Raw genomic sequence first — 23810 nt, forward strand, 5'->3', positions numbered from 1 at the left:
CCGCCGCNNCGGGGCGCGCANGGCGCGCCGGGTGGGGCGGAAAAAGGCCGAGAGCTAGTCGCATTCGATATGGATCGGGATGAGAGATCAGCGCCGCATGCTGGGCGGCAGATCGAGAAAGGATTTGAGGTCCTTCATCTCGACGCTAGGATGCGCCGCTAGCGCCATCTGGCTCGACGCGCACAGACAGAATCTAGTAATGCCTACGACATCTATACTATATAGATGTCGTGCAAGAATCGCTGCGTCGGCTCACGCACCACTGGCGCATAGTTCCTCTTGGTGCCGCTCGTCATGAAAAAAACTCTCATCGTCGTTGTGGTTGTCGTCGTGTTGGCCGTTGTGGGCGGAGCGTGGTGGTATTTCCGCGATACCGATGCGAACGGCAAGCTGAGCCTGCATGGCAACGTGGATATCCGGCAGATTTCGCTGGCCTTTGACGGCAGCGGCAGGGTGGTTGAACTGCACGCCGACGAGGGCGATCGCGTCAAGGCTGGTGCCGTATTGGGCGTGCTCGACACTCGAACCTTGGCGCTGCAGGCCGAGCAGGCACGAGCGCAGATCGAAGTGCAGCGGCAGAATCTGGCGCGCCTGCACAACGGGTCGCGCCCGGAAGAAATCGCCCAGGCCCGTAGCCGGCTGGCCGCCGCCCAGGCTGACGCGACACGTGCCCGGCAGGATCTGGCCCGCCTCCAGGGTATTGCGGCCAAGACGCGGGGACGTGGGGTGAGCGCGCAGGATCTGGACCGGGCTCGCAGTGGTGTCAAGGTAGCTCAGGCCACCGTGGCGGAACAGCAGGACGCCCTGCGCTTGATAGAGCAGGGGCCGCGCAAGGAGGACATCGCGGGCGCCGAGGCCCAGTTGCGAGTGTCTCAGGCGCAACTGGCACTGTTGGAGCACCAGATCGCCCAGGGCGAACTCAAGGCGCCGGCCGATGCTGTGGTGCGCTCTCGATTGCTTGAGCCGGGTGACATGGCCTCCCCCCAGAAGGCGGTGTTCGCGCTGGCGCTGAGCCAGCCCAAATGGGTGCGCGTGTATGTCAGCGAGCCAGACCTGGGCAAGCTTGCGCTGGGTATGGCCGCAGAGGTCTTTACGGATAGCTATCCCGATCAGCCCGTTCACGGCAAGGTGGGCTACATCTCGTCGGTAGCCGAGTTCACTCCCAAGTCGGTACAAACCGAGGAGTTGCGCACAAGCCTCGTTTACGAGGTGCGTGTGCTCGTCGAGGATGGCGAGAATCGTCTGCGGCTCGGGCAGCCCGCGACCGTGCACTTTGTCAATGGCGAGTGACCCGATGCGCGATTCCGACGCGATCGTCCTCGCTCAGCAACTGCGCAAGGTTTTCGATTCGCCAACCGGTGAGCCATTGCACGCGATAGATGACATTTCACTGACCGTCCGTCGTGGCAGATTGACGGCGCTGGTGGGTCCGGATGGCGCAGGCAAGACCACACTGCTACGCATGGCTGCCGGCCTGCTCAGGCCCGATTCCGGTAGCCTGCACGTACTCGATATCGACGTGGTCGCCCACCCGCAGGCCGTGCAGGATCGCATCAGCTACATGCCGCAGCGCTTTGGTCTGTACGAAGACTTAGGGGTGCAGGAAAACCTGGATCTTTACGCCGACCTGCACGGCGTGCCCCGCGACGTGCGCCGCGAACGATTCGCGCGGCTTTTGGAAATGACGGATCTCGCCCGGTTTACCGATCGCCCGGCTGGCAAGCTGTCCGGCGGGATGAAGCAAAAACTTGGCCTGGCCTGCACACTCGTACGCTCGCCCGACCTGCTGTTGCTCGACGAGCCCAGCGTGGGTGTTGATCCGTTGTCGCGGCGCGAGCTGTGGAAGATCCTGCAGCAGTTGGTTGAAGACGAACAACTCAGCGTCATCGTCAGCACAGCCTATATGGACGAGGCTGAGCGTTGCGCTCAGGTGTACGTGATGAACCAGGGCAAGCTGCTGGCCGAGGGCGAGCCGGCGGCGCTGGCTGAGCGTGCGCGCGGCTTGACCTTCGTGGTGCCTGCGCCCCAGGGAACCCCCGCACGCGACCTGCAAGCACGACTCATCGACGCCGACGCGCTGATCATCGACGCGGTGCCCAAGGGCGGCGCCGTGCGCTTCATTCGGGACCCTGAGGCCGATGCGCAGGCGGTGGATGCATTGCTCGGCGATCTCGACCCACAATCGCGTCCAGAAGAGCTCGAAGACGCCTTCATGATGATGCTGCGTCTCCATCAGGACGACGACGGCGCCGTTGCGCATCCACATGTCGCGGCATCGTTGAGCCCGGCCAAGACCGACAACGACAAGCCCGTCATCGTTGTGCGCGATCTCGTACGAAAATTTGGTGATTTCACCGCGGTGTCTCACATTTCGTTCGATGTGGCGCGCGGCGAGATCTTTGGCCTACTCGGTCCAAACGGCGCGGGCAAGACCACCACCTTTCGGATGTTGTGCGGATTGCTGCCCGCCTCCAGCGGGCATCTGGACGTCCTGGGTCTGGATTTGCGCACTGCGCGAGCCCAGGCACGAGCACGTATTGGCTATGTCTCCCAGAAATTTGCGCTCTACGAGAATCTGTCGGTCCGCGAAAACCTAGCGTTCTTCGGTGGCGCGTACGGCCTTCGCGGCCAACGACTTCAACAGCGCGTCGCCGCCACCATCGAACAGTTCGGACTGGCGCCCAAAGCCATTAGCGGTCTATTACCCGGCGGCTACAAACAGCGGTTGGCGATGGCCGCCGGTCTGCTGCACGAGCCAGAAATTCTGTTCCTGGATGAACCCACCAGCGGGATCGACCCGCTGGCGCGCCGCGCATTCTGGCGCACCATTACGGCACTGGCGCAAGACGGTGTGACCATCATCATTACGACCCACTTCATGGAAGAAGCGGAATATTGCGACCGTATCGCGATCCAGGATGCGGGCAAGATGCTGGCCTTGGGCACGCCGCGAGAAGTACGCCAGCAGGCGGATCCCGTGCGGTACGACGAGGCAGGCACGGATATGAATAGCGCTTTCATCGCCATCGTCGAACAAGGCCGTGCTCGCGCGACAAATTCATCGGTGCCAGGAGCCACGGCATGAATATCCATGGGCCGGCGCACCACGAGAGCGAAGCCCGTGCGTCGGTGTATACCTCCGGTTTTTCCCGTCGTTTTGTCGCCTTGCTGCGTAAAGAAGTCAGGCAGGTGTTGCGCGACAAAAGCAATCTTGCCGTCGGCTTGTTGCTGCCGGTGGCGCTGATTCTGTTGTTCGGCTATGGCCTGTCGTTCGACGTGAAGCACGCACCGGTTGCCGTGGTCATGGAAGACCGGTCGCCAACCGCACGCGACGTGCTCGCCGGCCTACAAGGCTCGGACTATCTCGCGCCTGTGTTCGTGACCGACATGATCGAAGCGGAACGCCTGATGCGAGGGGGTGACGTCGACGCCATCGTGCGCGTGCCCATGGATTTTTCGCGTCGCCTCAATCAGGGTGACGCCCGTCTTCAGCTGGTGCTCAATGGCGTTGACTCCACGTCGGCCTTCACCATCGAAGGGTACGTGGGCGGCGCCATCGGTACTTGGGCACAACAGCAGGCCGATCGCAATGGCAACAAGCCTCCCGCGACAGGCAATGTCGAGGTGGTGCAACGCATGTGGTTTAACGAGGCGGGCGAAAGCCGGTGGTATTTGGTGCCGGGTCTCATCGCACTCGTACTGACGCTGATAGGCGCATTTCTGACCTCGCTCTTGGTTGCGCGTGAATGGGAGCGCGGCACCCTCGAGTCCTTGTTTGTGACGCCGGTTCGGCCGCTGGAAATCGTGCTCTCCAAGGTCGCGCCGTATCTGGTCATAGGTGTCATCGATCTGTCGATGTGTCTGCTGGCCTCGCACTTTCTTTTCCACGTGCCAATGCGCGGTTCGCTCATGGCGATTGTGATGGTTTCGATGTTGTACCTCGTCGTGTCGCTGCTGTTGGGCCTGTTTATTTCAGCGGCCGCGCGCAATCAGTTCCAGGCCAGCCAGATTGCTCTGTTGGTCAGTTTCATGCCGGCCATGATGCTGTCGGGCTTTGTGTTCGATCTGCGCAATACGCCCGTGGCTATTCAGGTCATCAGCCAATTGTTGCCGGCCACGCACTTCATGACGTTGATCAAGACGCTGTTTCTGGCAGGCGATCACTGGCCGACCATTATCCAGAGCGTGGCGATACTGACGCTCTACGCGGTGGTGCTGACTATTGCCACCCACGCCAAGTTGCGCAAAACGCTGGAGTGACATGACGACTGATCTCATTGCCACCCTCGCGCAAATTGCCGCACTGATCCGCAAAGAAATCCTCGTTTTGTTAAAGGATCCGGCTAGTCGGGTGGTCTTGTTTGCTCCTGCCTTGATTCAGGCCGTGCTGTTCGGTTATGGCGCGACCTACGATCTGACGCATGTGCCTTACGCGGTGCTCGACCAGAGTCGTGGCCAGGCCGCTACAGAGTTGTTGGCGAGGCTGGACGGCACGGGTGTATTTCATCGTGCCGTTACGCTTACCTCATCCTCGCAGATCGCCGAGGTGATTGATGACAGCGAGGCGCTGGTGGTGTTGACTATTCCGTTCGACTTCGACCAGCGCCTCAATGCTGGCCAGCTCGCTCCCCTGCAAGTGATTCTGGATGGACGCAACTCCTCGACTGCCGCCTCCGCTGCCGGCTACATAGGCTCCATCGTCGCTAGTTACAACGCCGCGAGGGGGGTGGGGGCGCCGGGTATCGATATCGAACGACGTGCCTGGTTCAATCCCAACCTCGAGTCTCGATGGAATATCATGTCCGCGTTGATTGGCGCGTTGAGTATGCTGCAGACTTTGCTGATCTCGGCGCTGTCCGTGGCACGCGAACGCGAGCAAGGCACCTTCGATCAGTTGCTGGTGACGCCGCTCACGCCGATGCAGATCCTGATCGGCAAGGCGATACCGGCGATCCTGATCGGATTGCTGCAGTCCACGATTATTTTTCTGGTCGTTCGCTTTTGGTTTCAGATACCCATGAGCGGATCGGTCGCGCTGCTGTACCTCGGGCTGCTTACGTTCACCATCGCATCCGTCGGACTCGGGCTTTCGATCTCCGCACTATCACTCACCATGCAGCAGGCCATGCTTTACGCCTTCTTGCTCATCATGCCGTTGATGCTGCTGTCGGGTCTGATCTCGTCGGTGAAAAATATGCCCGATATCTTGCAAATTGCGACTTACCTCAATCCTCTGCGTTTTGGTACTAGCATTGTGCGGCGCGTCTATCTCGAAGGTGCGGGCTTGGCTGATGTTGCGCTGGATTTTGTTCCGCTACTAGCGATTGCCTCTATTACCCTGCCGCTGGCGGCCTGGCTGTTTCGCCACCGTCTTTCCTGATTCGGGTCGTTGTCATGTCCGATATTCTCCATCCCAATCGTTCCTTCATCTTTCTGGCATCGTGCCTGGTCGTCTTGACGCTAGGTGGATGCACAGTCGGTCCGGACTTCGGCAAGCCCACGCCACAGGCCCCGGATGATTGGACTAGTTGGCGCAGTAGCGATGACAGCCTGCGTGCCTCAGTCATCGCCGGCGCGGCGTTGCCTGAGGTGTGGTGGCGTGCATTCGACGACCCGGTACTCGATCGGCTGGAGCAGCGGGCTTTTGACGCCGGTCCCGATCTGCGCACGGCGGCGCTGCGCTTTGCTCAGGCACGCGCGCAGCGCGCCACCACGGCCGCTCAGTGGGGGCCCGACGTCAATGCTAGCGCAGGCGTAACCCGGCAGCGCCAAAGCGAGTATGGTGCCGGTACGCGGCTGCTCGATGCGGTCGCGGCTCCCGGTAATCGGGAGGAGCTTGTTGAGTTGCTGTCCGAACCCTTTACCCTCTACCAGGCGGGCTTTGACGCCTCTTGGGAGTTGGACCTGTGGGGACGCGTGCGCCGATCTGTCGAAGCGGCCGATGCGGACGTCGCCCAGCAGGCTGCCTTGCTGGACTTGACCCGGTTGACGCTGGCAAGCGACGTCGCGCGCAACTACTTTGATTTGAGGACTACCCAGAGCCAGATCCGTTTGACGCGCGAGGACATCGCCACGCTGCAGGATCGCCTAGGATTGCTCGAGGCGCAGGTGAGCGCAGGGATGATCAACCACCTTTCTCTCGAACAGCAGCGTGCAGAGCTCTCTACACTGAGGGCGCAACTGCCCGACCTGTTGGCGCAGGAAGGGGTCAACATCAATCAGATCGCGTTGTTATTGGGAGAACGTCCGGGTACGCTGCGCGACGAACTGATTGCCCCCGTACCAGCGACGGCTGCGTTGCCCGATCTGGCGTTGGGTCTCCCGTCAGAGGTGGCACTGCGTCGACCCGATATCCGTGCCGCCCAAGCGCGTCTGCACAGCGCAACCGCCAGCATCGGCATCGCTAAGGCGGATCTGTACCCGAGCATTCGCCTGGGCGCACAGTTTGGATACGAGAGCTATCTCAGTGGCGAGTTTGCGGATTGGGGCAGTCGCACGTGGTCCATTGGCCCCACTCTGAGCCTGCCGATTTTCGATCACGGCAGGCGTAAAAGCGTGGTGCAACTGCGTGAGCTGCAACAGCAGGAAGCCGCCGTGAACTATCAACAGACGGTTCTGAGGGCCTGGCAGGAAATCGACGACGCCCTGAGCGGATACACGGCTGAACAGCAGAAGCTTGAGGAGCTCGAACGGCGCGTGCATGCGGCGCAGCAGGCTTACGAGCTGGCGCAAGCGCGTTACGACGGAGGCGTTGCCGACTTCATTACCGTGCTGGACACCCAACGCGGCTACGTCGCGGCACGCCGTGATCTAGCGGTGAGTCAAGGGCGCTTGAATAATCGTTTTGTGATGGTGAATAAGGTACTTGGTAATGTGCCCGCGCGGATTACATCGCAAACGACGAGTCGAGATTGACCGTATTGGGATCATACTTGCCATGGCTGATAAAGATATGCATGAATATCCGGTTATGACCGGACGTCAACCTTGTGTGGTGTAGACATCATTGGATGCTTGATCACCATAAATAATCGCCTGTGCGCTGCTTGCAATAGGCATTAAGCCATCTGCCAATGAAGGAAGAACCGCGCTGGCATATTGATGGCGAAACATCGTCGCGCTGCACACATATTCCACTGAACCGTCCGCCGTGGGCATTACGGGTACCGATAGTGCGGTAACGGACCTGTTCATATATCCATCATCCAGCCCCCATCCAACCCGCTTCGCCTTCCGTGCCTGAGCCATAAACTGTGCAAATGTCAACGGACGATCCCAACGCAAGCTATTGAAGATCGCAACAAGCGTGGCGTCATCGAAGCCCGCCTGCGTGGCCATGATACGCCCCATACCTCCCATAAGAATGGGTAGACGCTTACCAATCGGCATTTGCACGTTGATGGCCGTCTGGCAATGAGTGACGGCGACTAATTCCATACGCGTCAAAGATTGACGTTGCCAAATTGTCGCGGTGACCTTCCATCGATCGGCGTATTCCTGCAATCGCGGCATGACATCACGCAGGACGACTGTCCGCGATGCCGTACGGTGCGCGAGGTTCACGAAACTGCCGCCCAGTACGTAGCGCTTGCCCGGACCGATGAGCTCGGCGGAGGCTAGCCACCCTACGGCCAGTAACGTTTGAATCAGGTTAAAGCAGGTGCTGGGATTCATGCCGAGTTCGCGCGTAACCTCTGGCGCACTCCACGGCGTTCGGCGATTGGCCGCATAGGTCATCAGTCTGGCGGCTTGCACCGCAGCGCCTACTACCTTTCCTGCCGAAAGATCAAGGTCTTGCAACTTGCCGGCAGAGCGCTCCTCACCGTCGATCGCGTCTATATTTTTTCTGTTCATTTTCTATAGAGAATTAAATCATCTCCTATAAGAATAACATTTGACAGAAAAACTCGTATGACTTGAAATTGCCTTCATCAAGGACGCGACGAAATCGCGCCAGACAAGAACATACGGAGACAGGATGGATAAGCTGCACGGCATCCGCATCGTTGACATGAGCCGGGTACTCGCCGGGCCCCTGGCTGGCCAGATGCTGGCCGACCTGGGCGCTGAAGTCATCAAGATCGAGCAGCCCGGCGCTGGGGACGAAGCGCGCCACTATGGGCCGCCCTTTTTTGGTGAACAAGAGGAGGGCGGAACAGCGTTTTTCTTGGCGGCAAATCGTAATAAGCGGTCAGTTACCGTGGATTTCTCCAAACCTGAAGGCAGCCGCATAGTTCGGCAACTAATCGAAAAATCTGATGTCGTCATTGAAAACTTCCGCGTTGGCACATTGGCACGCTATGGCTTGGATTACGCAGCGCTTTCAGCAGACAACCCTGGATTGGTCTATTGCTCACTGACTGGTTTCGGTCAATCCGGACCCTACGCCAAGCGTCCTGGCTACGATGCAATTTTCCAGTCTATGGGTGGCTTGATGAGCAGCATTGGCTATCCCGATGATCATCCGGCGGGTGGCCCCATGCGCACGGGCCTTTCCATTACGGATGTCATTACAAGTCTGTACGCGGACGTGGCGATCATCGCAGCCGTGCACGCTCGTGCCCATAACGGGGGACGCGGCGACTACATTGATGTCGCGCTACTGGACTCTACGGTGGCGGCCATGTCGCATTACGCCATGTATTACCTGATCTCGGGGCAGATGCTGCCTCGCCGAGGAAACTACGGTAATGGGGGTGTGCCATCTCAGGTGTTTCAGTGCCGCGACGGCTCCGTCATGCTCACCGTCGGCAACGATGCCCAATTCGTCCGGTTCTGCCGCGCATTGGGTTCTCCCGAGTGGGCAGACGACAGCCGTTTCTCGACCGGCGTCGAACGCATCAGAAATCGTGATGAGCTCATCCCCATTTTGGAGGCACATTTCGCGACTCGTAGCGTAGCGCAATGCCTGAACGCACTGGTTGCCGCCGATATTCCAGCGGGTGCCATCAACAACATTGAGCAAGTCTTTGCCGATTCGCAGGTCGTTTCCCGCAATTTGCGCACCCCTGTGCAAGAGGACGCGCGAGCGCCTCTTGACGTCATCGCGAACCCGATCCGCTACGCATCTGACCCCATAAATACCTACCGCAGGCCGCCTCTGCTAGGTGAGCATACCGACGAGGTTCTAAGTGCCTTGCTTGGCTATACCCAAGAAGAGCTTGGTCGACTCGCCGACAGTGGCGTCATTAGTCGATGCCCATCATCGATAAACATTACTTGAACAGCGTGACTGAGGACACCCAATGACTATTCGGCTTACCGAACAACAACGCGCGCTCATTGACCAAGTCAAGCGCTTTGCACAACGTGAGGTATTACCCTTGGAGCAAAGCGCCGGGGACGATCCCGACTATGGTGCCAGGTTGTTGGCCCTGTTGGGATCAGGCGGCATGCTCGGGCTTAATATTCCGGAGGAATACAACGGTATCGGCCTGCCTCACTTGGATGCCGCTATGTGCATAGAGGAAATGGCACGCCATAGCTTGGATGCTGCCGGTTTCATGTCCGCTGCTAGTCTGGGTCAGGCGTATTACATCTACGCGTTTGGCACCGAAGAGCACCGCAGGCGCTATCTGCCAGATATCTGCGCGGGAAAATATACCGTCGCGATCGGCATCACCGAGCCAGGCGCGGGCACCGCTTCAACGGCGTTGACCACGCGCGCCGCTCTCAGTGCGGAAAGCATCACTATCAACGGACGCAAGCACTATGTTTCCAATGTTCCCAACGCGGGACTCTTTATCGTGTATTGCCGTGTCAGTGACGCACCTCGCGCGAAAGGCATAGGCGCCATACTCGTTGAGCGTGAAACAGCGGGATTTTCAGTCGATCGGCTGAGTGAAAACATGGCTGGGCATTACCAGGCGGATCTGCTGTTCGATGATTGCAACGTGCCCATTGGCAACCTGCTGGCGGGTGAAGGCGGGTTTGCCGAACTGACCAACTGCTACAACCTGGAGCGATGCGGTGGCACCGCGCTGATCCTGGGAACCGCTATAGGCGCTTATGACGTCGCGCTGGATCATGTATCGAATCGGGAACAGTTCGGCAGAAGCCTGGCGTCGTTTCAGGCAGTTCAAATGCGCTTGGCAGACATGGCAATCCAGATTCAGGCCGCTCGGTTGATGCTCTATCACGCGCTGGACGCATGCGACGGCTGGCCTGACGCACAAGAGTCGTCAATGGTCAAAGTATTCGGCAATGAAGCTGCCAAGAGCGTGTCTGACGATGCCATTCAGTTGATGGGCGGCGCGGGCTACCTCAAGGATCTAGGCGTGGAACGCCGATACCGATATGTGCGTGGCTATTCCATTGCCGGAGGCCCGCTGGACATCCACCGAACCATGATTGCAGGTGGACTGGTGGGACGCCGATTCAGCCAATGGGCAGACGCAACGGTGCGCTAGTCGACGAAGAAAACGTCAGTGCACCTAAAACCACAACAGGAGACAAATCATGATAAATCCCACACGACGCGCTGCCGCATGCGCAGCGTTGACCATCGCATTATGTATTGGCCATACGGCGGCAGCCCAAGAGTCAACCAAAGTGACCATCGCCATCGGTACGACAGTCCTGGATGCATCTCAAGCTAACAACACATCGGTCCCAATAGCGACTGAGTGTTGGAAGCGGGAAGGGCTCGACGTAACTATCCAGCCTACTAATTCCTCATCAGCCATGCAAGCCGTTCTGTCAGACCAGGCGCAGTTCGTGAACATGGGGCCGGGCGCGGCGATACTCGCACGCGCTAAAGGGGCGCCTATCAAGGCTGTTTATCTGAACATGCGTCGAAACTTTCAGTTTCCCGTGGTGCTCGCGGACAGCGAAATCCAGTCTATCGAAGACTTCAAGGGCAAGACCATCGGCGTCATCTCTTATGGCGCCCAGTTGGTCGAGATCATAAAAGGCATGCTCGCCGACGCGGGCCTCGACCCAAATAAAGACGTCACGTTCGTAGAAACAGGCGCAGGAGCGCAGGCCATCGCGGCACTCACCAGCGGTCGGGTCGACGTTTGGGGCACCTGGGATTCGCAGATCGCCACTGCCGAAAATATGGGCATCAAGCTACGCCGCTTTACCACCCCTGCCGCCGAAAAGCTGGTTTTTGGCGGATCGTACTTCGTGCGCGACGACTACATCGAAAAACACCCGGAAATCATACGGAAAGTACTGCGTTGTGTTGCACAAGGTTCCGCCTTGGTGTTGGCCAACCCACAGGGTGCGGTCAAGGCACACTGGAGCGTGTATCCCAGCAGCAAACCGACCAACCTGAGCGATGCCGACGCGTTGGCGCAGGCCCTTAACTTGATCAAGGTCCGTAGCGAGTTCATCGAGCTAGACGCCAATGAGCGCTGGGGAGAATTTCCCGCCGACGCGGCTAAGACGATGGTGCAGTTTATGCGCACCAATGGCCGTGTAAAAGGCGAGCTCGATCCGGAAACGCTCTATACCAATCAATTTGTCGATGCGGTAAATGACTTTGATACCAAAACCATAGAGAAACAAGCAGCAACACTGGGGGAATGACTTCTCTGTCGCCAGAACAAGGACCGTCTATGAGGCAACCAGCGCAAACATGTACGCCGGCCAAGCGGCTGAAAGCTTTACTGAACAACCGATCTGCCACTGCGGCGCCCGGCTGCCATGATCCCCTAGGCGCACGTCTTATTGCGCAAGCTGGCTTTGACGCAGTCTCGGTATCCGGGTACTCCGTAGCCGCCAGTCACGGGGTACCCGACATCGGATTGATCAGCGGTACCCAGATGACGGCGCAGGCTATCGCCATTGCCGACGCGGTGACGTTACCCGTTGTGGCTGATGCCGATACCGGATACGGCGGGGTCAACAACATCGCGGCGACGATAAAGGCTTACGAGCGTGGCGGCGTTGCCGCGCTACATCTGGAGGATCAAGTGAATCCGAAGCGTTGCGGCGCCATGGCATCAAAAGCGTTGGTGTCCGACGAGGAAATGTCTCAGCGCTTGCGCGCAGCCGTTGCCGCCCGTCACGACATGCTGATTATCGGGCGTACCGATGCTTTGACGATCGCCGGCCTGCCGGAAACCATCCGGCGGTGTCAATGTATGGCCGATAGTGGGGTGGATGCGGTCATGGTTCCTTCCCTGTCTAGCCTCGAAGACATCGAACGCGTCGTTCGGGCGTCTCCTGTCCCGGTGTTGCATACCGTGGCCGAGACGGTACGACCGGTTTTCACCCAGTCTGAACTCCAGTCCACGGGATTGGGCATGGTGTTGTATTCAATTTCATTGATTCAGGCGATCGTCCACGTGCAACGCGCACTCTTATCGGAACTGAAGCATAAAGGCAGCACGGCTGCTTTTATCGACGTCATGCTGCCGTTGCACCAGCTCACTGAGCTGCTTGACGCCAAGCAGTATGCAGAATTTGAATCACAAATACTTGGAAACGCGAGGTAGTCATGGCGATGTCGCTAGTGCAAAAAATTCTCGCACGCGCAAGCGGCAAGTCCTTCGTGGAGGAGGGAGAAATCATTTGGGCCAAGCCGGATCTGATCACGGTACCCGAAGTCTCGTTTCCTGCTTATGTGAAGCGCTTGAAAGATATCGGCGTAGAGGCTTTCGCCCACCCAGAGCGGATCGTCGTGGCGATCGACCACGAAGTGCCGGTCCACAGTACGGCAGGCGCCGACCGTAATCGCTTGACCCGGCAACTGGCAGCCAGCACACAGGTGGGATATTTCTACGATGGGCTGGGTATCACGCATCCGCTGGTTGTTGAGCAAGGTCTGGTCTGGCCAGGAATGTTCGTGGTGGGCGCGGACACGCATACGTCGGCAATCGGCGGGACCGGGGCATTGGCCATACCGTTTGGTATGGAGATAACCATGCCCATGGCGCGCGGCGATATCTGGATTCGCGTACCCGGCACTGTACGGGTACGCGTCGACGGTACGATGCCCACTGGGGTTGGCGCACGCGACATTGTATTGGCGGCGCTCAGACAGATCGACGAGGAGACGGCAAGTTATAGCGTGATTGAGTACACCGGCAATACCATGGCGGCACTCTCGATCCCGGAACGCATGACCATAGCCGGTTTGAGTATTGATTGCGGTGCCGAAACGGGTATCGTGCCGGCCGATAGCAAGACGATACGAGCCTTGCAGGCACTCGGGGTTAATGACGCAGTAGTCTTGGCGGGAGATGACGATGCCCCGGTTCGTAAAGAAATATATATCGACGCCGCGACGCTGGCGCCGCAAGTCTGTGTTCCGCCTTCGCCGACGCACGTTCGTGATGTCACCGAACTGGAGTCCGTGCGGATAGACCATGCTTATATCGGCAGTTGCGCCTCGGGGACCTTGGCCGAGCTGCAGGCTGCGGCCCGATTGCTGGAAGGACGCCGTGTTCATCCTGATGTTCAGCTGTTGGTTATTCCCGCCACTCGAAAGATCCATGAGCAGGCGATGCAAGACGGTACGTTGAATACATTGATGCGTGCGGGTGCCCAAGTTTCTCCTTCGACCTGTGGGCCTTGCTTCGGTGGCTTGGCACAACTAAGTGCTGGAGAGACTCGTATTAGTACAAGTACGCGCAATGATCGCGGGCGGATGGGGAGCGTTGACGCAAACATTTACCTGGCCAGTGCGCTTACCGTAGCCGCCTCTGCGCTTACCGGGCATATAACAGATGTCCGCCGCTTTCTTTGTCAGGAATAGGTCTCGTATGAATCTGGTTTACCAAGGCCGCTGTTGGAAATTGGACAACGATATATCCAGCGACGAACTGATTTCCGCACGTCACGTCTTCGAGTACGACCCCGAGACGTTGCGCAAGCATCTTCTTGCAGAGGTTCGACCCGAACTCGCCTCGCAAGCCAAGGCGGGCGATCTTATCGTGGCCGGCAAGCGTTTCGCTCATGGAAGCCAGCATACGCACCCCTTCCTTGCCATGAGGGCAATGGGACTCGGATTGCTGGCGCACCGGCTTTTTCGCCCTCCGTTTCGTCTTGCGATATATAGCGGAATTCCATTGTTGGAACTCAGCGAGCAGGCGTTGAGCATGTTCGATGATGGCGATCAGATGAGCGTCGACTTCCGGACTGGCCAGATAGAAAATATAACTCGCAATCAAAAAATCGAGGCGACGCCACTTCCGGACTTTTTGCTCCAGATTGTTCAGGCGGGTGGAGGGCTGGGCTATTTAAGCACCGCACACGCGGCATCACTGGAAACTTCACATGACAATTGAAGCCGACGATCACATCACCACCGATCACCTGTCCGAGTTGGCCTCATCGCGGCCGTTCATCAAGATTGATGGTCTTGAGAAATCGTATCGATCCCAGGACGGCGCAAGCATCCGTGCGCTGGGCCCCATCACCCTTGATATTCGGGAAAAGGAGTTCCTGACTATCGTCGGACCTTCTGGTTGCGGGAAATCCACACTGTTGAAGCTACTGGCCGGTTTGATCCCGAGAAGCGCGGGCCATATTCACATGCGTGGCCAAGCGGTCTTTGGGCCGCAGCAGGATATCGGTGTGGTATTTCAATCCCCTGTGCTATTGCCTTGGCGAACCGCGGTTGAAAACGTCATGTTGCCCGCTGCCGTCAACAAACTCGATACGGCCCGAAGCAAAGCGCGTGCCCTGGATCTTCTGTCAATGGTAGGCCTGCGCGATTTCCATGCCAAATATCCGAACGAGCTTTCGGGCGGAATGCAGCAGCGTGTTGCCATTGCTCGAGCCTTGATGCATGAGCCGTCCACATTACTGATGGACGAGCCGTTTGGTGCGTTGGACGCCATGACGCGGGAAAACATGAATGTGGAGATCAGGCGGTTATGGGCCGAATCGGGGAAAACGGTCGTCTTTGTCACTCACTCGATTCCGGAAGCGGTATTCCTGGGCACAAGAGTCTTGGTGTTATCCAATCGCCCCGGGCAGATTGCGGAGGTCGTTGACGTCGACCTTGGCGCTGGCAGAACGCTGGACCAGGTTACCAGCGATGCCTTTGGTACCTACACACGCCGTATTCGGCGCCACTTTAATTCCAGTGGAGCAATAGAATGACCAGCGCACAAGTACGTAGCCACGACAGCCTGATACAAGAGGAACTCGTGACTCGACATTCCCAGAATGCAACGCTCGAATCGTTGCCATCCGATGGTCCTGCCGCCTCGCGCAACTGGTTGGAATGGCTCTGTATCCCTTTGTTGTTTGTTATTGTGGTCGGAGGCTGGGAAGCAATCATCAGAATGTTTAATGTGCCGGCCTATGTTGTACCGGCACCGTCCGCAGTCTTGCAATCGCTGATAAGGGGAATTTCCAGCGGGATTTTTATCTCCAATGGTCTCGTTACTTTGACTCAGGCCTTACTCGGATTCCTCGGCGCCGCTGTCTTGGCCATAATTTTAGGTAGCTTCATCGCTCAATCGCGATTCGTGGAGCGCGTCATTTACCCATATCTGATCGCTATCCAGACAACGCCCAAGGTCGCCATAGCACCGCTATTCATCATCTGGTTTGGCTTTGGCATTTCGTCCAAAATCATTATTGCGGGAATCATCGCTTTTTTCCCTATCTTGGTGAATGTCATTACCGGACTGCGCTCTACCGATCCTCAACGGATAGAGCTCATGCGCTCGCTTCGAGCCTCTCGTTGGCAAATTTTCAAGATGGTGATGCTGCCTAGTGCGCTGCCTATGATTTTCGCCGGGCTTCAGGTCGCGATCATCTTCAGCTTACTCGGCGCCATCGTTGGTGAATTCGTCGGTTCGCAAGCTGGACTGGGAAATTTGATCATGCAGATGAATATCAACTTGGACACCGCAGGTGTTTTCGCGGTGCTCGTTTGCCTTTCCAGCATTGGAATCACGCTTCACTTGATCATGCACTGGATACAGAAAAAACTGTTGTTCTGGGCAGATCAAAACAGGATTCCCGGAACTTGAACCACTACACATCCTATTTTAGGGGTCGTCAATGAGCTTCGAAGTATGCAAGTTGGGATCTGCTTTGGGAGCAGAAATCAAAGGGCTGGATCTCTGCCAGAAGCTTGATGCAAATACGATAGCCGCACTGCACACTGCCTGGTCCGAGCATTTGGTCCTGTTGTTTAGAGATCAGCCCCTGACACCAGAACAACAGATTGGATTCAGCCGATATTTCGGGGAACTAGATGACCACGCGGCTATCCCGAAATTTCGTCACGCCAATCATCCCGAAATCCTGTTGGTCAACAATCGGGAAGCCGCAACGAACAAGCGGCTGTCGGTCGGGCGTCAATGGCACTCGGATCTATCCACCACCTTGCGACCGGCTAAAGGATCGCTGCTCCATGCTGTCCAGTTGCCTTCTGTTGGCGGAGACACCTTGTTCTGCAATATGTATCGTGCCTGGGAAGGGTTGTCGCCGCTACTACAGCAATGGCTTGGCGATAGAAGCGCCGTTCACGACATGACCATTGCTCGAGAAACACGGTTGCAACGCACGCCTGCCGAACTCCAAGAGATCGCTCTGCGCAACCCTCCTGTCCTTCAACCAATCTGCCGAGCTCATGACACAACTGGACGCAAGGCGCTCTATGTCAGCGAGATGACTACCTCGCATATTGATGGACTGACCAAAGAAGAAAGCCAGCCGTTGCTTGAGTATTTATATAAACGAAGTACGCTGCACGAGAATGTATATCGCCACGTTTGGCGAAGGGGCGATTCGATACTTTGGGACAATCGTTGTGTCATGCATATCGCGCTCGCTGATTATGATGCGTCCGAAAACCGTAGCATGCACAGGACCACACTGATGGGAAACCCCTCTGGGCGATTGGCCAGCATCGCTTGAGTCTTACACATCCACTTTGAGTCTTTCGATTTAAGGCCGTCTATCATGAAAATTCGCGAGATTGCCACCGGGCTGCAGTTTCCGGAAGGCCCTATTGCTATGGAGGACGGCTCAGTCCTGTTAGTCGAAATCGCCAGCGGCATGCTTACGCGTGTTTCATCAAACGGGAAAGTCCATCGACTCGTGACTCTTGGTGGCGGTCCTAACGGGGCGGCACTCGCGCCAAACGGCGACGTCATCGTGTGTAATAACGGCGGCCTGCGGTTCACTACCCTAGATGACGGCACCTTGAAGCCTGGGCACGAATCTGCAGACTATTCCGGTGGCAGAGTTGAACGCGTCGATCTTCACACCGGAAACGTCGAGCGCCTCTTCGATAAAGTCGACGGGGAACGGCTCAAAGGGCCTAATGATCTTGTCTTCGACAAGCATGGGGGTTTTTATTTCACGGACCTAGGCAAAGCACGGCAACATGACTTGGATTGGGGTGGCGTTTTCTATGTGCCCGAGGTCGGGGCCAAGCCGCAAATCGTTGCCTATCCCGTTATGACAGCCAATGGCGTTGCATTGTCTCCTGACGGTGCCACGCTTTATTATGCGGAAACAGAAGGCGCCCGCCTATGGGCGTTCGACATCGAGCAACCAGGTCGCCTCAAGCGAGATCCATGGCCTTCGATGCATGGGGGCAGATTGCTGACGGCAGCGCCGGGCGGCCAATATCAGCGTTTTGATTCCATGGCAGTGGACGTATATGGCAATCTATATATCGGAACTTTGCTGCACGGGGGCATTACCATCATTAGCCCGGACGGCCGTATCTGCCGACACCTGCCATTGCCTGATCGCTATCCGACCAATCTGTGCTTCGGCGGACCCGACATGAGGACGCTGTACGTGACGCTGAGCGGCTCGGGCAGATTGATTGCTATTGACGATTGTCCGGTGCCAGGGCTGCGGTTAAATTAACAGCGCTTGGCCATACCCAAAAACAGCCGAGCTGAATTTTTTTGGTGGGGATGAAAGCCGATACAGCGCGCCGCCCAACACCGTATGCGGCTCTTACTTAGTAGACGCCATATGCGGCAGGGCAGTTGGTATTCAAGTTGTTCTGGATGATCGTTTCGTCGGTATTATTGGTCAAGCCATCCAGCACACCATCGACGATAAAGTCGTAAACACTGGACAGCCCCCAACCATTGGCGATCTTGCGCCAGTTCTCCAGATCTTTCGCGTTCACGACGCCGTCCTTGTTGCCGTCGCCCGGGCAATCAGGTTCAGACGAAAGTATCTTCTCCATCGTTGCGCGCAGGTCGTCATAGACGGCCAGGTTTTCCGTAGTCGGTGCGGTCACCAGTAGATTGCGATCTAGCGTGTCGAGCAGGGGCTTGGGAACCGCCTGATCGATTTCATACAACTCATCAACCACATCGGTCTCGGCCTCTCGGGTAGTGGTGTTGAAATTCTGCGTGGAATTGCGCACCAGCTTGAAACGATCATTGCGAACCGCGATCGAGGTTTCCGGCAAGATGTTCAACAGCGGACGGCCCGCATCATAGAGCGCCTGGTTCACATCGGAGCACATCTTGTATCCCGCACCGCCGTTGTCCACCACAGAAGGATCGGTATAACCAGGCCCCCAGTAAATGCCCAGGTTATCTTCGCAGACGCTCTTGCTGACCGGAATCTGCGTGCAACTCGTACTGACGACGCAGGGCGCATTCCTGCCACCGTTGGCCTGCAGGTTTACGCCGCCCAGCGTGAAGTTGATGGTGCGCAGGCTGGACTGCCCCGGATTGCTCAGGTAAGGCAGTATGCCTACCGAATCGACGACTCGCGGGACTTCTTTATGGACATCCAGGCCTGCGATCTCACCAAAGAACTGAAACAGATCCACGGCATTGACCATATGATCGACTTTCCGGCCAGGCTCGACAACCTGCGGTCCGGCAATGATCAGGGGATCCCAGACACCCGTCTGATAAGCCGTGCCCTTCGCTTGAGTGCCCGAGAAGGGTAGTTTGACAGCGTTGCCCAGCGTGCCGTTGTCACCCATGATGACAATGACCGTATTCGAAGCCATGGGATCATAGATCAGGCGACCATCCTTTGCTTGGCTGGCCAATCCGGTTTCGACCAGCAGCCGGCCAAACTCCGTATCCATCGCCTCGGTCATTTTGTTCTGAATGAGTCGGCCCGTTGCTGTCTCCTGGCAACTCCATCCGTCCGAGGAAAGCCCGTTGCGCGGATCGAGCAAATCGCCAGGTGGCTGTTGCCAAGGTGTATGGGGGGCACTGAAGCTTATCGTGGCCATCCAGGGTTTGTCGCCCGGGCGGGCTTTGATCCAGTCGATTGCCGCGTCGGCTTCGGTTTTCGTGCGGTATTGGCGGGCCCGCGGGTCGGTAAGGGGCACCTCTTCCAGGCTGGGGCCGTTGATGATGACCAGCGGTGAAACGTAGTAGCCGTTCTCGCGATCGAAATTCAAGGTCGATGGTGGCGTGCCACAACTCTGGTCTGGAACGAAAATGCCGCCCGACGACAGGCATTGCAGGCCGGGGGCGTCTTGGGACGCGGCCGTGCGCTTGATGACACTGCAGCTGTTGTCAGCCTGGTAGCACGCCCCCGAATCCGTACCACCGGCTTGGGCGCCCGGAACAAAGCCGCAAGAGTAGGTTTTCTCGGGTGCGATACCGCCGGCAGTGGTGTCGATGGAGCCAGGCAGCCCGCCGATCCAGCCATAGAAATGATCCCAGCCCAACACCCTTGGTGTTGCGTTCTCCGCCTCGTTGTTCTCGGGCCCGGCCAGATGAAATTTTCCGAACATGGCATTTTCATAACCCGCCCGTTTCAGTACCTTGGGCACTGTTGAGTCATAGGGTGATAGCTGCGAATTGGCGAGATCGTTGGGGCCGAGTGCCTGATTCATGTTGGTGCGAAATGGATAACGTCCCACAAAGAACGCGGCCCGTCCGGGTGAGCATTCGGGCATGGACCACGCGTTGTGAAAACGCACGCCTGCGCGTGCAATTGCATCAATGTTCGGCATGCTCGGCGGAGTTGCGCCACCGTAGCCAAAGGACGCCATCTGGTCGATACCTACATCGTCCATGATGACGAACAAAATGTTCGATGTCTGTGCTTGATCGGGAGGTGCGGCGCTTTCATCGCGAGAATCACTGCCACTGTTATCGCATGCACTCAAGACAATGGCGGCAAGCCCCGCTACAAGCAGGGTGCGAAAGGGTTTCTTCAAGACACGCTCCATGGTTCAGCCTCCGGCGCGAGCCACGGCGGGCGTAGCGTCCTTGACCAGCCGAAAGCCCAGGTGCGACATGGGGCTGTAGGGGTCGGCGCCACGTCTGGCGCTGGGACGGTATGAGGTACAGAAATCCTCGTTGCACAGGAACGAGCCGCCGCGGATGACCCGGCGCGGCGCATTGGCCGGCACACCCGGATCGGAGGGGTCGTAGGTGTCGGCCGGACCTATCGGGTCGTTGATGGGGGTGCTCTTGGCGGCCTGCTGCGCAAAATAATCGGTGCGATACCAATCGGCTACCCACTGCCAGGCGTTGCCGGTCATGTCGTACAGGCCATAGGCATTGTCCGGATAGGTCTTGACGGGCTGCGTGCCCGGGGCGCGGACTTGGCTGTCGGGCTGTAGTGCGGGGAAGGTGCCTTGATTCACGTCCCAGTAATTGGCGTGTTTCTGGCGGTCGGGCGCTAGGACGTTGCCCCAGGCGTAATCGGCCTGTTCCAGGCCGCCACGCGCGGCGAATTCCCACTCGGCTTCGGTGGGCAGGCGCTTGTCCGCCCATTTTGCGTAGGCTTGGGCATCTTCGTAGCTGACCTGTACCACGGGGTGGTCGCCCTTGCCCTCGATGCTACTGCCGGGGCCTTGAGGGTGGAGCCAGTCAGCGCCAGGGACAAAGTGCCACCATCGCCAATACTGGTCCAGTTGTACCGGCGCGGCGGTTCCCGTGAACACCATCGCGCCGGGCACCAGCACACTGTCCGGTGGCTTCGGGGTGCCGGCGGGCAACTGCACGCGGATGGTCTCCCAATCGGGCTTGCGCTGCGCGGTGGTCACGTAGCCGGTTTGCTTTACAAACTCGGCGAACTGATCATTGGTGACGTCGGTGATGTCCATCCAGAAGCCCCGTACCCGTACCTGATGGGCGGGGCGCTCATTGAGATTGGCCAATGCACTGTCACTGCCCATCTGGAAAGGGCCGCCCGGCACCCAGGCCATGGCCTTGGGCGTGTCGACGCCGTTGCCCAGGATGGGCTTGGTCGCGATGGTCACACGTTCGATCGGAGACGACAGGGCCTGGGCGGTGAACCAGCCCACCCCGGCCAGGGCCACGCATAGTGTTGCGCCCAGGGCCAGCCGTTTCTTCTTAATGGAGAGCATAGGTATTCATTCTGGTCAGGTTCATTGTCCGTAGTGAGCGACACAGGTCTTCTTTGGTGTCGGCTTCAATCAAGTGTTGCTGCTACCGCTGCAAGTCTTGTCCATGTTGTTTTGGATAATCATCTGGTCGGCCGCATCCGTCTTGCCGTCATGGTTGAAGTCGTACCAGCTTGATTGGCCACTGTTCAACCGACTCAGTTCCTGCCAGTTGGCCAGGTCTTTCTGATCTACAACCAAGTCGTGATTGCCGTCACCCGGGCAACTGACGGTGTCGTAGTCCTGGTTGTAGCTGGCCACGGCATCGTGCTGTGCCATCTCGGCGCTGAGGGTGGTGTAGGCCTGCTGCTGCGCATTGTTCAACGACGAGGTATCCAGGGGAGGCGCGGTAATCGCGATCAACTCACTGCCTTCCTTGTCTAGCTTGGGATCGGGGGTGGCGGTATCGATCTGATAAAACTCGTCAGCAACGTCATAACCCGTCGCGCTGTAGCGGTAGGCGCTGGGATCGCTGACGGAGCCCATGACTGGATCACATTGGTTACGTGTCTGACGCACCAGCTTATAGGTGCCATCGGTGACCGCCTTGGTGGCAGTGGGCAGGAAAGTAGTCGATTCGTCCCGGGCCAACCGGTACGCCTGGACTTGGCAGCAGTTGTTGTAGCCCGCCGCGGGCACGTCGCTGGTGTCGCTGGACAGGTTGTCTCCGTACCAGATACCGCCTTGGGCCAGGCACACCCCCTTTTGCGGGAAAAGTGTGGTGCAGACGTTGTTGGCGGCAGGTATGACGCAGGCGGATTGCTCCTCCTCCGAGCCGACCGCCCTGAGGTTGGTTCCCATCTCCGTGAAGTTTGTGCTGCGAATACTGCTCTGCCCCGCGTCGGTCAGGTAAGCCAGCATGGGCTGCGCGTCAAGCGGACGATTGGCAGGAATCGCCTTGTTCAGGTCGGCGCCCGCGATGTCGGCAAACAGCTGATACAGATCGACCGAGCCCACCATGTGCGGTATCTCGCGTCCAGGTGATGAGACCATTGGCCCGGCTATCAACAGCGGTACCCACACGCCGGTCTGATAAGGCGAGGCCTTGGCGCGCGTGGGATCGAATTTGCCTGGTGAGGTGAATTTGACGCTGTTTACGTAGGTACCGTTGTCGCCTACGACCACCACGACGGTATTGGTTTTTTCGGGCTGGTAGTTCAGCGTGCCGTCAGCGTTGTACTGAGCCAAGCCCAAACCCACCAGCAGGTCGCCGATTTTCTTGTCCACGGCCGTAATCATCAGGTTAGTGATGAGATGGGCGTCGATGAGGTCGGTGGCTTGCGTCAGGACTGGCGTGCTTTCCGAGTCGGCCAAGGGCGAACACACCAAGTTATCGTTGCGACCCGGTGTGCCTTCCGGGATCAGTGCCACAGGTGGCACCTGCAGGGGCGTATGAATGGCCGAATAGCCTACCGTCAACATCCAGGGTTGGCCGGCAGGTTGCCGCCCGGCCCATTCGAGGGCACGGTCCGTCTCCAGAGTGCTGCGGTAGCCGCGCGAGGACGGATCGGAAGCCGGGATGACACGGCCATCGCCCTCGGCGGTGCTTTTGACCCATCGGCCCGTGTAATAACCGTTCTGCGCCGTGAAATCGATGTAACTGGGCAGTGTGGACTGGCAGGACTGGCCCGGGTCCAGGATGCCGCCGCGTTCGAGGCAACTGCGCCCCGGCGTGGTGATGTCTGTGCCGATCGCCATCTGCGAGCAACTGCCGCTGGCGACGTAGCAGGCGCCCGAATCCGCGCCATTGGTCTTGTCGATCCGGGTCGTCGGGATGAATCCGCACTTATAGGGGCCGCTGTCAACGTCGGCCCCCTTGGTCGTCAGCCCAGCCCGAGTGTCGATGTTATAGGGCGCGCCATCCAGGAAACCATCGAAATAATCCCAACCTAACTTCCACATGCTGTCATAACCGTACGGTAGATTGAATCCGCCATTGAGGTCCGAGCCCGTGAGATGCATTTTGCCGATGAGTGCGTTGGTGTAGCCCTGTGTTTTCAGGAGCTTGGGCAACGTCATTTCGTAGGGAGAGGGCGCCGAATTGGCCAAATCGGTCGCGACCAGGGCGTTCAGCACGTTTATCTGAGACGGATAGCGCCCGGTGAAAAAAGTGGCCCGCGTAGGCGTACAGTCGGGCATTGCCCATGCATTGCGAAACTGGACGCCGGCTCGGGCGATGGCGGTCAGATTGGGTATTCTGGGCGGAGCCACGCCGCCGTAGCCGTAGATCGCCATTTGGTCCACGCCCAGGTCGTCGAGCACGACGAAGAGAATATTGGGCTTGGACGAGGCGACTGGATCGGGCTTGGGCGGGTTATTCGTCGAGGAAGAATCATTGTCTGAGCAAGCGGCCAGCAGTGCGGTCATCGCCGCCAGTGCTACCGCGAGGGCGAACCTGGGTGGTTTGGCAAGCATGGACGTGCGCCCCTTATCTAGGAACCGGGCGTGACAAGCCAGCCAGGTCGTGACAAACTAAGAAAACTCGTGACAATAGATTAACGGCCAGCTTGCTGCTAGCCTATACCATGAAAAGGGT

19 protein-coding genes are annotated in these 23810 nt (G+C 58.1%); 15 read left to right on the top strand and 4 right to left on the bottom strand.

The features are described 5' to 3' along the window. Positions 1-294 precede the first annotated feature (294 nt). Genes ACNAZS_RS06960 through ACNAZS_RS06980 form a run of 5 tightly spaced genes read left to right on the top strand, consistent with a single transcriptional unit; the run spans position 295 to position 6915 of the window. A complete protein-coding gene (locus tag ACNAZS_RS06960; RefSeq protein ID WP_415787591.1) occupies positions 295-1290 on the top strand; it encodes an efflux RND transporter periplasmic adaptor subunit in 996 nt (331 codons plus the stop codon). A 4-nt stretch (positions 1291-1294) separates the two neighbouring features. Beyond that, the gene (locus ACNAZS_RS06965) at positions 1295-3085 is read left to right on the top strand and encodes an ATP-binding cassette domain-containing protein (protein ID WP_415787593.1); all 1791 of its coding nucleotides are present in this window, start codon (positions 1295-1297) and stop codon (positions 3083-3085) included. Beyond that, entirely contained in the window at positions 3082-4260 is a 1179-nt protein-coding gene (locus tag ACNAZS_RS06970) for an ABC transporter permease (RefSeq protein ID WP_415787595.1), read from the top strand. The genes ACNAZS_RS06965 and ACNAZS_RS06970 overlap by 4 nt, the downstream gene beginning before the upstream one ends. Position 4261: 1 nt before the next feature. Beyond that, positions 4262-5380 carry an ABC transporter permease gene (locus ACNAZS_RS06975; RefSeq protein ID WP_415787597.1) on the top strand — a complete coding sequence of 373 codons (1119 nt, stop codon included), beginning with the start codon at positions 4262-4264 and terminating at the stop codon, positions 5378-5380. A gap of 14 nt (positions 5381-5394) precedes the next feature. Beyond that, a complete protein-coding gene (locus tag ACNAZS_RS06980) occupies positions 5395-6915 on the top strand; it encodes an efflux transporter outer membrane subunit (protein WP_415787599.1) in 1521 nt (506 codons plus the stop codon). Between the two features lie 66 nt (positions 6916-6981). On the opposite strand, the gene ACNAZS_RS06985 is transcribed toward ACNAZS_RS06980, so the two are convergent. Beyond that, on the bottom strand, positions 6982-7854 hold the full coding sequence (locus ACNAZS_RS06985) for an IclR family transcriptional regulator (RefSeq protein WP_415787601.1): 873 nt from the start codon (positions 7852-7854) through the stop codon (positions 6982-6984). A 124-nt stretch (positions 7855-7978) separates the two neighbouring features. Here ACNAZS_RS06985 and ACNAZS_RS06990 point away from each other — a divergent pair, with 124 nt between their 5' ends. From ACNAZS_RS06990 to ACNAZS_RS07035, 10 genes are read left to right on the top strand one after another with little or no spacing between them, the layout of a single operon-like run. Continuing rightward, on the top strand, positions 7979-9223 hold the full coding sequence (locus tag ACNAZS_RS06990) for a CaiB/BaiF CoA transferase family protein (protein WP_415787603.1): 1245 nt from the start codon (positions 7979-7981) through the stop codon (positions 9221-9223). Between the two features lie 22 nt (positions 9224-9245). After that, complete coding sequence (locus tag ACNAZS_RS06995) at positions 9246-10409, top strand: acyl-CoA dehydrogenase family protein (protein ID WP_415787605.1); 1164 nt, start codon at positions 9246-9248, stop codon at positions 10407-10409. 49 nt (positions 10410-10458) lie between these two features. Beyond that, positions 10459-11532, top strand: coding sequence for an ABC transporter substrate-binding protein (locus tag ACNAZS_RS07000; protein ID WP_415787607.1), 1074 nt, complete (start codon positions 10459-10461; stop codon positions 11530-11532). Between the two features lie 29 nt (positions 11533-11561). After that, positions 11562-12443, top strand: coding sequence for an isocitrate lyase/PEP mutase family protein (locus tag ACNAZS_RS07005; RefSeq protein WP_415787609.1), 882 nt, complete (start codon positions 11562-11564; stop codon positions 12441-12443). Positions 12444-12445: 2 nt separating this feature from the next. After that, positions 12446-13705 carry a 3-isopropylmalate dehydratase large subunit gene (locus tag ACNAZS_RS07010; protein WP_415787611.1) on the top strand — a complete coding sequence of 420 codons (1260 nt, stop codon included), beginning with the start codon at positions 12446-12448 and terminating at the stop codon, positions 13703-13705. Next, positions 13677-14237, top strand: a complete 561-nt coding sequence (locus tag ACNAZS_RS07015) for a 3-isopropylmalate dehydratase small subunit (protein WP_415787613.1) — start codon at positions 13677-13679, stop codon at positions 14235-14237. Before ACNAZS_RS07010 ends, ACNAZS_RS07015 begins: the two co-directional genes overlap by 29 nt. Then, positions 14227-15057 carry an ABC transporter ATP-binding protein gene (locus tag ACNAZS_RS07020; RefSeq protein ID WP_415787615.1) on the top strand — a complete coding sequence of 277 codons (831 nt, stop codon included), beginning with the start codon at positions 14227-14229 and terminating at the stop codon, positions 15055-15057. Before ACNAZS_RS07015 ends, ACNAZS_RS07020 begins: the two co-directional genes overlap by 11 nt. After that, positions 15054-15938 (top strand): ABC transporter permease, encoded by an 885-nt coding sequence (locus ACNAZS_RS07025; RefSeq protein ID WP_415787617.1) that lies wholly within the window; start codon positions 15054-15056, stop codon positions 15936-15938. The genes ACNAZS_RS07020 and ACNAZS_RS07025 overlap by 4 nt, the downstream gene beginning before the upstream one ends. A gap of 31 nt (positions 15939-15969) precedes the next feature. Next, positions 15970-16830 (top strand): TauD/TfdA dioxygenase family protein, encoded by an 861-nt coding sequence (locus ACNAZS_RS07030; protein WP_415787619.1) that lies wholly within the window; start codon positions 15970-15972, stop codon positions 16828-16830. Between the two features lie 45 nt (positions 16831-16875). Beyond that, positions 16876-17796 carry an SMP-30/gluconolactonase/LRE family protein gene (locus ACNAZS_RS07035; RefSeq protein ID WP_415787621.1) on the top strand — a complete coding sequence of 307 codons (921 nt, stop codon included), beginning with the start codon at positions 16876-16878 and terminating at the stop codon, positions 17794-17796. Positions 17797-17893: 97 nt separating this feature from the next. On the opposite strand, the gene ACNAZS_RS07040 is transcribed toward ACNAZS_RS07035, so the two are convergent. From ACNAZS_RS07040 to ACNAZS_RS07050, 3 genes are all read right to left on the bottom strand, one after another. Continuing rightward, the gene (locus ACNAZS_RS07040) at positions 17894-20080 is read right to left on the bottom strand and encodes a sulfatase-like hydrolase/transferase (RefSeq protein ID WP_415787623.1); all 2187 of its coding nucleotides are present in this window, start codon (positions 20078-20080) and stop codon (positions 17894-17896) included. 15 nt (positions 20081-20095) lie between these two features. Continuing rightward, on the bottom strand, positions 20096-21238 hold the full coding sequence (locus ACNAZS_RS07045) for a formylglycine-generating enzyme family protein (RefSeq protein WP_415787625.1): 1143 nt from the start codon (positions 21236-21238) through the stop codon (positions 20096-20098). Positions 21239-21307: 69 nt separating this feature from the next. Beyond that, entirely contained in the window at positions 21308-23689 is a 2382-nt protein-coding gene (locus ACNAZS_RS07050) for a sulfatase family protein (RefSeq protein ID WP_415787627.1), read from the bottom strand. Positions 23690-23810: the final 121 nt, after the last annotated feature.

This window comes from Bordetella tumulicola, assembly GCF_965138755.1.
GTDB lineage: Bacteria > Pseudomonadota > Gammaproteobacteria > Burkholderiales > Burkholderiaceae_B > Bordetella_A > Bordetella_A tumulicola.

What these genes read in the sequence shown, in the direction of transcription:
- ACNAZS_RS06960 (WP_415787591.1), top strand. Translation starts at nt 295, where the DNA reads ATGAAAAAAACTCTCATCGTCGTTGTGGTTGTCGTCGTGTTGGCCGTT.
- ACNAZS_RS06965 (WP_415787593.1), top strand. Translation starts at nt 1,295, where the DNA reads ATGCGCGATTCCGACGCGATCGTCCTCGCTCAGCAACTGCGCAAGGTT.
- ACNAZS_RS06970 (WP_415787595.1), top strand. Translation starts at nt 3,082, where the DNA reads ATGAATATCCATGGGCCGGCGCACCACGAGAGCGAAGCCCGTGCGTCG.
- ACNAZS_RS06975 (WP_415787597.1), top strand. Translation starts at nt 4,262, where the DNA reads ATGACGACTGATCTCATTGCCACCCTCGCGCAAATTGCCGCACTGATC.
- ACNAZS_RS06980 (WP_415787599.1), top strand. Translation starts at nt 5,395, where the DNA reads ATGTCCGATATTCTCCATCCCAATCGTTCCTTCATCTTTCTGGCATCG.
- ACNAZS_RS06985 (WP_415787601.1), bottom strand. Translation starts at nt 7,854, where the DNA reads ATGAACAGAAAAAATATAGACGCGATCGACGGTGAGGAGCGCTCTGCC.
- ACNAZS_RS06990 (WP_415787603.1), top strand. Translation starts at nt 7,979, where the DNA reads ATGGATAAGCTGCACGGCATCCGCATCGTTGACATGAGCCGGGTACTC.
- ACNAZS_RS06995 (WP_415787605.1), top strand. Translation starts at nt 9,246, where the DNA reads ATGACTATTCGGCTTACCGAACAACAACGCGCGCTCATTGACCAAGTC.
- ACNAZS_RS07000 (WP_415787607.1), top strand. Translation starts at nt 10,459, where the DNA reads ATGATAAATCCCACACGACGCGCTGCCGCATGCGCAGCGTTGACCATC.
- ACNAZS_RS07005 (WP_415787609.1), top strand. Translation starts at nt 11,562, where the DNA reads ATGAGGCAACCAGCGCAAACATGTACGCCGGCCAAGCGGCTGAAAGCT.
- ACNAZS_RS07010 (WP_415787611.1), top strand. Translation starts at nt 12,446, where the DNA reads ATGGCGATGTCGCTAGTGCAAAAAATTCTCGCACGCGCAAGCGGCAAG.
- ACNAZS_RS07015 (WP_415787613.1), top strand. Translation starts at nt 13,677, where the DNA reads ATGTCCGCCGCTTTCTTTGTCAGGAATAGGTCTCGTATGAATCTGGTT.
- ACNAZS_RS07020 (WP_415787615.1), top strand. Translation starts at nt 14,227, where the DNA reads ATGACAATTGAAGCCGACGATCACATCACCACCGATCACCTGTCCGAG.
- ACNAZS_RS07025 (WP_415787617.1), top strand. Translation starts at nt 15,054, where the DNA reads ATGACCAGCGCACAAGTACGTAGCCACGACAGCCTGATACAAGAGGAA.
- ACNAZS_RS07030 (WP_415787619.1), top strand. Translation starts at nt 15,970, where the DNA reads ATGAGCTTCGAAGTATGCAAGTTGGGATCTGCTTTGGGAGCAGAAATC.
- ACNAZS_RS07035 (WP_415787621.1), top strand. Translation starts at nt 16,876, where the DNA reads ATGAAAATTCGCGAGATTGCCACCGGGCTGCAGTTTCCGGAAGGCCCT.
- ACNAZS_RS07045 (WP_415787625.1), bottom strand. Translation starts at nt 21,238, where the DNA reads ATGCTCTCCATTAAGAAGAAACGGCTGGCCCTGGGCGCAACACTATGC.
- ACNAZS_RS07050 (WP_415787627.1), bottom strand. Translation starts at nt 23,689, where the DNA reads ATGCTTGCCAAACCACCCAGGTTCGCCCTCGCGGTAGCACTGGCGGCG.